Below are 7,198 nucleotides of genomic sequence, written 5' to 3'. Positions count from 1 at the left end.
GCCCGGGGAGACGGTGCTCCCCGGGCCCCGGCCCCCGGGCGTCCGGACCGGTACCGGCCGCGTCCGGATCAGGCCTGGCCGCCGGCCGCCCTCTCCTCGGCGACCTTGCGCTTCACATCGGCCATGTCCAGGTTGCGGGCCTGGTTGATCAGGTCCTCGAACACCGTCTCCGGCAGGGCGCCGGGCTGCGAGAAGACGAGTACGCCCTCGCGGACGATCGCCAGCGTCGGGATCGACTGGACCTCGAACGCGGCGGCCAGCTCGTGCTGCGCCTCGGTGTCCACCTTGGCGAAGACCAGGTCGGGGTGGCGCTCGGCCGCCTTCTCGAACACCGGGGCGAACTGGCGGCACGGCCCGCACCACCCGGCCCAGAAGTCGATGAAGACGAAGTCCTTGCCCTCCGGGCCCGGGACGATGTCGTCGAAGTTCTCCTTGGTCAGCTCGACCGTGCTGCTCATCTCGTGATTCCTTCCCTTCCGGAGGTGGCGGCTCAGACCGTCGCCCGGCACAACGGTGCCGGTCGGCGGCGTATTCCGGGGGAGTTGCGGGGGGCCCGGGGAACTCCCGGCGCCGGGGTTGAGCACTCGGCGGCCACCACCCGTACAGAAGGGTGTCCGGTCCGTCCCGACCCCTTCCCCCGCGGGAGGCACCCCATGCCCGCCACACTCCGCACCCGCCGGACCCTGGTCCTGACCGCCTCCGGCATCGCGGCCGCCGCCCTGATCGCCGGCTGCGGGTCGTCCGGCGGCTCGTCGCACCCGTCGAGCAGCCCGAGCGCCCCGGCGGGCGTCACCATGCAGACCGCCCAGGACCCGAAGCTGGGCACGATCGTCACCGACAGCGCCGGCTTCACGCTCTACCGCTTCGACCAGGACCGGAACAGCCCGCCGGAGTCCTCCTGCAACGGCAGCTGCGCCGTCATCTGGCCGCCCGAGCACGCCAACGGCAACGTCACGGTGAAGGGCATCGACAGCAAGCTGGTCGGCACCGTCACCCGCGCCGACGGCACCAAGCAGGTCACCCTGAACGGCTGGCCGGCCTACCGCTACTCGCCGGACACCAAGCCCGGCGACACCAAGGGCCAGGGCGTCGGCGGCACCTGGTTCGCGCTGACCCCGAGCGGCGGCAGGGCGGGCACCGCGGCCGGTTCCCCGCAGATGCCCGGCACCCCGGCGCCCAGCAACCCGATGCCCAGCACCCCGGGCTACTGACCGGTCCCGACCGCCCTCGACCGGGAGGCCCGGGTGCGCAACGATGAAGTGGTGACCGAGCAGCACCCCGTCGGACGCGCCGGCGGCCACGGTACGGCGGCGCCGGACGAGGAGTTGATGCGCGCCCTCTACCGGGAGCACGCCGGTCCGCTGTTCGGGTTCGTGCTCCACCTGGTCGCCGGGGACCGGCAGCGGGCCGAGGACGTGGTGCAGGAGACGCTGGTCCGCGCCTGGCGCAACATCCACCGGCTCGACCCGGAGGCCGGCTCACTGCGGCCCTGGCTGGTCACGGTCGCCCGGCGGATCGTGATCGACGGCCACCGCAGCGCCATGGCCCGGCCGCGGGAGGTGGACGCCGCGGTGCTGGAGCAGGTGCCCGCCGAGGAGGAGACCGACCGGGCCCTGCGGATGATGACCGTCGCGGACGCACTGGCCGACCTGTCGCCCGCGCACCGGGAGATCATCGTCGAGACCTACCTGAAGGGCCGCACGGCCGTCGAGGCGGCCGCCGAACTCGGCATCCCGGCCGGGACGGTGCGCTCGCGGGTGTTCTACGCGCTGCGCTCGCTCAGGCTCGCGCTGGAGGAACGGGGAGTGACATCGTGACCGGACACCCCGACCCGGACCCCGACGGGACGCCCGGCCCGCGGGGCGACGCCTCCGGCGCTCACCACCAGGCCTCCGGTGCACACCCCGAGGCCTCCGGCGCTCATCGCGGCAGCTCCGGAACACCTCGTGATCCCGTCGTCGGCCCGGAGCACGTGGACGTCGGCGCGTACGTCCTCGGCCTGCTGGAGCCCGCCGAGCACACCGCCTTCGAACAGCACCTCGCCGACTGCCCGCAGTGCGCCGAAAAGGTGGCCGAACTCGGCTCCGTGGAGCCGATGTTGGCCGAGTACTCGGCCACCGTGCGGGCGGCCGGAACGGACCCGGCCGGCTCCGCCCCGCAGCCGGGCCCGCAGCTGCTGGACCGACTGGTCGCCGAGGTCGGCACCACCCGGCGGCGGGGCCGGATCCGGCGACTGGTGCTGGCCCTGGCCGCGACCGCGATGGTGGCGGCCGGCCCCGCCGTCACCGCCGCGGTGCTCACCGCCGAGCACACGCCCGCCGTGGTCGCGGTGGCCGAGCAGTTCAGCGCCACCGACCCGAGCACCGGCGCGCACGCCACCGTCGGCCTGGACGGCACCACCTGGGGCACCCGGGTGAGCCTGCAACTCTCCGGCGTCCAAGGCCCGTTGACGTGCCGGCTGGTCGCCGTCCCGCGCACCGGCGAGCAGCAGACGGTCACCAGCTGGTCCGTCCCCGCGAGCGGTTACGGGGGCGGGGACGGTACCGTGCGCACCACCGGTGGGGCGGCCCTCCAGCCCGGGGACATCGACCACTTCGAGGTCCGGGTCCAGGACAGCGGCGCGCTACTGGTCGCGGTCCCGGCGCACCACACCTGACTCCAGGTCGACCGTGTACGACTCCAGCCGCTCCACCCGGGCCGTGCCCCGCACGCCCGGCCAGTGCGGGCTCGGCTCGCCGGAGCCGGTCATGTGCTCCCGCCGCCAGGTCCGGCTCCAGCCGACCCGCAGCGCGGGCTCGAAGCTGTGCCGCCGGTACGGCGGGAGCACGGCGTCGTGCACCCGGGCCCGGTGGGTGTGGAAGCTGGTCATGACGGAAGCTCCGGGGCCGGCTCCAGGTCCAGTGCCCGGGCGAGCGCGGCGGTGACGGCGGCGGCGTGCTCGGGCAGCTGCTGCCCGGCCCAGCGCGCGGCCAGGGCGAGGAAGTCCCGCAGGTCCCGCTCGACTCCGGCGAGCAGCCGGCGCAGTTCGTCCACCGGCAGCTCGATCACCGGGCCCTCGCCGTTCTCGGCGTTCTGGGTCAGCCGGACGACCCGGCCGACGCACTCGGCCCGGGCGTCGGGGTCGTGCCCGAACCAGGCCGTGCCGGAGCCGTCCGTGACGTTCAGCCACTCGCGCCAGTCCTCCAGGCCGTTGCAGCAGCCCGGTTCGAAGACGGCGCCGGTGACGGAGTCGGTCACCACCAGGCCGCCGGGGGCGTACGGGTGCGACTCGGTGAGCAGCCCGTGCAGGAAGCCGCCCAGCGGGTCCGCCGGGCGCGGCCCGCGCTCCTCGGCCTGCTCGGATTCGGGCTCGACGTCGTTGCAGTCGGCCAGCCGCCACACCGCCGTACCGACCTCGGCCGCCGTCCGCCGCCCGTTCAGCGTGAGGCTCCCGTACGGCTCGTGGCTGCCCGTCGGCCAGAGCGCGAAGCCGTCGGGGGCGAAGATCTCCAGGACCGGTCGTATCGACATCATCCGCCGATCATCCCGAACGGACCACCGCCCCGACGAGCGGATTTACCCACAGCCCGCCCGCCGTCCGGCCGGCCCGCGCCGTGCTCCGGGTCGGTGCGCGTGCGCAGTGGTGGGTGAAGGTGCGTCGGGTGAGTGGGGGCGGCCGGTGCTCAGCCGGCCCGGGCCGCGATCCGGGCCAGGACGCGGCCGCAGTGGTGGGCGAAGGCGCGTTGGGCGAGGGGGAGCAGGGGGCCGGCGAGCCGGGCGTACCGGGCGACCGGTCGGCTGAAGGCGGTGACGGAGAACCGGACCCCGCCGTCCGGGGTCAGCTCGACCAGGAAGGTCTCCTCGCCCCGGGCCAGGTGCCCGGTCCTGGTCCCGTAGGTGAAGCCGTACCGGTCCGGGCCGTCGACCGCGGCCAGCACCCGGTTGGGGGCGCCGGCCCGCAGCGGGCCGAGGCCGATGGCGCACCGCACGGCGACGCCGGGGGCGGCCCGGTCGGCCGCCGCGTCGATCCGGACGCCCGCGAGCCGGTGCATCCGCCAGTCGAGCAGGGCGGCGCCGGCGGCCTCCAGCGCGGGGCGGCCGTGGCCGATGAGTGCGCTGTGCCGCAGGTGGTTGTAGCCGGCGGGCAGCTCGCCGGTGCGGCTGGCGCCCTGCTCGGGGTAGCTGTAGTCGTTCATCGAGCGGTCTCCGTTGCATCGGTCCCGGCCGCGGCGGTCCGGTTCATGGCGGTCCGTTCCGCGGCAGTGCGGTCCACGGCGGTCCGGCCCGCGGCAGTCCGATCAGCCGCGATCCGGCGCCAGGCGAGCAGGGCGCAGAGCGCGAAGCCGAGCGCGTTGCCGACGCCGTGGGTGGCGGCCATCCAGGTCAGGGTCGGGTGGGGGAGTCCGGCGGCCCGGCCGAGTGCCCACCAGAGGGCGAGCAGCATGGTGAGCGCGAGGACGGCCGAGGAGGCGGCGAGCAGCCGGGCGGTGACGGGATCGCCGCTGTGGGGCCGCAGTTCGCGCCAGGTGACCAGGCCGACCAGCCACATTCCGGTGGTCAGTACGGCGGCCCCGGCGAACTGCCACCAGTTGCCGAGGAAGTATCCGGCCAGCACCAGCAGGGTGCCCGCCGGGACGCTGAGCGCCGCGCAGCGGGCCGCGGCCGAGCCCGGGCGGGCGGCGCGGCAGACCAGTCCGGCGACCAGGGCGGCGGTGAACCCGGCGTAGTGGAAGTGCGGCACGGTGAGTGCCAGGATGTGCGGTTCGAAGCCGAACAGCGGGTAGCCGGAGCGTTCGGCGACGAGGGCGACCCCGGCCACCGAGGGCGCGGCGAGTGCGGTGAGCACCGCGATCTCGGCGGGCGCGAGCGAGCGGGTGCGGGCCAGCCGCAGCGGCGCGTGCAGGGCGACGGCCAGGGTGCCGAGCGCGTAGAGCAGGGCGCAGCCGGTGGCCGGACCGCCGCGGGGCAGCCAGAGCGAGAGCGCGCCGGGTACGGCGGCGAGCGGCCAGAGCCGGCGGATCCGGGTGAGCCCGGGCTCGTCGACGAGGGCGAGGCCGAGCGGGACGACGGCGCCCATGCCGAGCAGGATCAGCAGGTCGACCAGCTCCGTGGTGCCCTTTCCCATCGCGGGCACACCCCCTTGAACGTGTTCAAATGGCTTGCGTCGCCGACTCTACGCGGCCGAGTTGAACGCGTTCAACTCGGCCCCGGATGTTGCCCCCCGTCGGGCTGGCCTGGTGTTCACCGTGGGTGCGGCGCACTCTGGAGGAGTAACCGATGGAGGTGATCCGCCATGCAGACTCTGGTCGGTTGGCACATCGAGATGGAGTTCCGCGAAGAGGGGCCGCGGACCAGCGCCGCCGCACTGCTGCGGCTCGGCGACGGGAGCGAACTGCGCGCCCACGGCTACAGCAGCCGCCACCCCTCCGACCCGGAGCAGCTGAGGGTCGGTGAGGAGATCGCGGGGGCCCGCGCGCTCAACGAGCTCGCCTCGCAGCTGCTCACCAAGGCCCACGGCGAGATCCAGGAGGTCAGCCCGGTCCCGACGCATCCGCTGTCCTGACTTCCGGCCCGCAGGCCCCGGGCCCGTCCCGGCGTCCCCGACGCCCTGCCCGCCGCCGTGACCTCCTACCCGCCGTCGTGAACGGCTTCGGAAGCGCCGAGCGCCGGGGCCGCCCTTTTCCGGGGCCCCGGCACTCCGTGGGGATCGGCGGCCCGTCGGGTGACGCGGTCCGTCAGTTGACGCAGTAGCCGCTCGGCGGCTGCCAGTCCGGACCGACCAGCCGCTGTTCCAGTTCGTTCAGCGTGATCCGGATGCCGACCGTTCCGGCCAGCCCCACCCGGAACCGGCTGCGGGCCAGCACGACCAGCGCCGTCAGGCCGTACTTGTTGATCAGCGAGGTGCGGTAGCGGGCGGTGTCGTCGGCGTCGCAGAGCCGCGCCCGGGCGGGGACCGGGCGGCCGGTGGGGCGCCCGTGGGCGTCGCAGGGGCCGATCAGCACCCGGGGGTGGCGGCGGATCCGTTCGGCCTCGCCGGAGTGGGCCGGGGCCCAGATCCCGAGGGCCGTGCCGTCGGGCACCACCCAGAGCTGCGATTCCATCCGGCTGCCGTCCTCGCCGAAGGTGGTGAGCAGGAGGTACTTGCTGTCGGCGAGCCGGTCGGTTCGGTGGTGCACCTGTCCTCCCTGTGCCATCGGGGGTGCGGGTCAGTGCCCGTGGCCCTCGGTGATCTCGCGGAACTCCTCGGCGGTGGGCTTGGGGATCCGGCTGCCCTCGCCGTGGAACCCGCGGGAGAGCCGGGTCCGGGTGCGGGTGAGCACACCGGCCGGGCGGGCCACTCCATTCTCGTCCACCGGGGCGGGCAGTTCGAGGGGGCGGGGCTGTTCGTGCGCCGTGAGCCGGTGCAGTTCCTGCGGCGAGAGCCGGGCGTGCACCTCGGTGAACTCGCCGTGCGGCAGGCGCTTGACGATGCCGGTCTCGCGCCCGTGCAGCACCTTGTCGCGGTCCCGGCGCTGGAGGCCCAGGCACCAGCGCTTGGTGATGACGAAGACGGCGACCGGGACGGCGAAGAAGCCGACGCGGGCGGCGTAGGTGATGGAGTTGAGCGACAGGTGCAGGTGGGTGGCGATCAGGTCGTTGCCGCCGGCCACCAGTGCCACCAGGTAGACGCTGATCCAGGCGGCGCCGAGCGCGGTGCGGACGGGCGCGTTGCGCGGCCGGTCGAGCAGGTGGTGCTCCCGCTTGTCGTCGGTCACCCAGCCCTCCAGGAACGGGTAGGCGGCGATGGCGCCCAGGACCAGCGGGAACAGCGCGAACGGGATGAGCACCCCGAGGTTGAGGGTGTGCCCCCACAGCCCGACCTCCCAGCCGGGCATGATCCGGATCAGGCCTTCGGCGAAGCCCATGTACCAGTCGGGCTGGGCGTCGGTGGAGACCTGGTCCGGCCGGTACGGGCCGTACGCCCAGATCGGGTTGACGGTCGCGATCGCGGCCACCAGTGCGATGATGCCGAAGACCAGGAAGAAGAAGCCGCCGGCCTTGGCCAGGTAGACCGGCATCAGCGGCATGCCGACGACGTTCTTCTCGGTCCTGCCGGGGCCCGCCCACTGGGTGTGCTTGTGGTGGAAGACCAGGATCAGGTGCGCCACCAGCAGGCCGAGCATGATGCCCGGGATCAGCAGCACGTGGATGGTGAAGAAGCGCGGCACGATGTCGTGGC

Annotated in this window: 11 protein-coding genes; 4 read left to right on the top strand and 7 right to left on the bottom strand. The window is 74.3% G+C overall.

The features are described from left to right. Positions 1-68: 68 nt before the first annotated feature. On the bottom strand, positions 69-458 hold the full coding sequence (locus ACWGKU_RS39675) for a thioredoxin family protein (RefSeq protein WP_359900171.1): 390 nt from the start codon (positions 456-458) through the stop codon (positions 69-71). 195 nt (positions 459-653) lie between these two features. Here ACWGKU_RS39675 and ACWGKU_RS39670 point away from each other — a divergent pair, with 195 nt between their 5' ends. Genes ACWGKU_RS39670 through ACWGKU_RS39660 form a run of 3 tightly spaced genes read left to right on the top strand, consistent with a single transcriptional unit; the run spans position 654 to position 2,656 of the window. Further along, a complete protein-coding gene (locus ACWGKU_RS39670) occupies positions 654-1,211 on the top strand; it encodes a hypothetical protein (protein WP_452180919.1) in 558 nt (185 codons plus the stop codon). Between the two features lie 48 nt (positions 1,212-1,259). Further along, a complete protein-coding gene (locus tag ACWGKU_RS39665; RefSeq protein WP_452180925.1) occupies positions 1,260-1,817 on the top strand; it encodes a sigma-70 family RNA polymerase sigma factor in 558 nt (185 codons plus the stop codon). After that, entirely contained in the window at positions 1,814-2,656 is an 843-nt protein-coding gene (locus ACWGKU_RS39660) for a zf-HC2 domain-containing protein (RefSeq protein ID WP_452191797.1), read from the top strand. The genes ACWGKU_RS39665 and ACWGKU_RS39660 overlap by 4 nt, the downstream gene beginning before the upstream one ends. On the opposite strand, the gene ACWGKU_RS39655 is transcribed toward ACWGKU_RS39660, so the two are convergent. From ACWGKU_RS39655 to ACWGKU_RS39640, 4 genes are all read right to left on the bottom strand, one after another. After that, positions 2,624-2,869: a hypothetical protein gene (locus ACWGKU_RS39655; protein ID WP_401054812.1), complete on the bottom strand. Its 246-nt coding sequence runs from the start codon at positions 2,867-2,869 to the stop codon at positions 2,624-2,626. The two genes, ACWGKU_RS39660 and ACWGKU_RS39655, sit on opposite strands and share 33 nt — an antisense overlap. Then, a complete protein-coding gene (locus ACWGKU_RS39650) occupies positions 2,866-3,513 on the bottom strand; it encodes a hypothetical protein (RefSeq protein WP_401054810.1) in 648 nt (215 codons plus the stop codon). Before ACWGKU_RS39650 ends, ACWGKU_RS39655 begins: the two co-directional genes overlap by 4 nt. A gap of 149 nt (positions 3,514-3,662) precedes the next feature. Next, positions 3,663-4,175, bottom strand: coding sequence for a DUF1990 family protein (locus tag ACWGKU_RS39645; protein WP_452180921.1), 513 nt, complete (start codon positions 4,173-4,175; stop codon positions 3,663-3,665). After that, positions 4,172-5,104: a YndJ family protein gene (locus ACWGKU_RS39640; RefSeq protein ID WP_452180922.1), complete on the bottom strand. Its 933-nt coding sequence runs from the start codon at positions 5,102-5,104 to the stop codon at positions 4,172-4,174. The genes ACWGKU_RS39645 and ACWGKU_RS39640 overlap by 4 nt, the downstream gene beginning before the upstream one ends. A 168-nt stretch (positions 5,105-5,272) precedes the next feature. On the opposite strand from ACWGKU_RS39640, the gene ACWGKU_RS39635 reads away from it, so the two are divergent. Further along, entirely contained in the window at positions 5,273-5,542 is a 270-nt protein-coding gene (locus tag ACWGKU_RS39635; RefSeq protein ID WP_359900185.1) for a DUF1876 domain-containing protein, read from the top strand. Between the two features lie 172 nt (positions 5,543-5,714). Here ACWGKU_RS39635 and ACWGKU_RS39630 read toward each other — a convergent pair whose 3' ends face one another. Both ACWGKU_RS39630 and ACWGKU_RS39625 read right to left on the bottom strand, forming a co-directional pair. Beyond that, positions 5,715-6,155 (bottom strand): PPOX class F420-dependent oxidoreductase, encoded by a 441-nt coding sequence (locus tag ACWGKU_RS39630; protein ID WP_452180923.1) that lies wholly within the window; start codon positions 6,153-6,155, stop codon positions 5,715-5,717. A 30-nt stretch (positions 6,156-6,185) separates the two neighbouring features. Next, positions 6,186-7,198: cytochrome b (locus ACWGKU_RS39625; RefSeq protein WP_452191795.1), on the bottom strand; the 1,013-nt coding region annotated here is incomplete at its 5' end.

The organism is Kitasatospora sp. NPDC054768 (genome assembly GCF_053612025.1).
The sequence above is the reverse complement of the archived record's forward strand: the minus strand, read 5'-3'. Positions and strand labels throughout refer to the sequence as shown.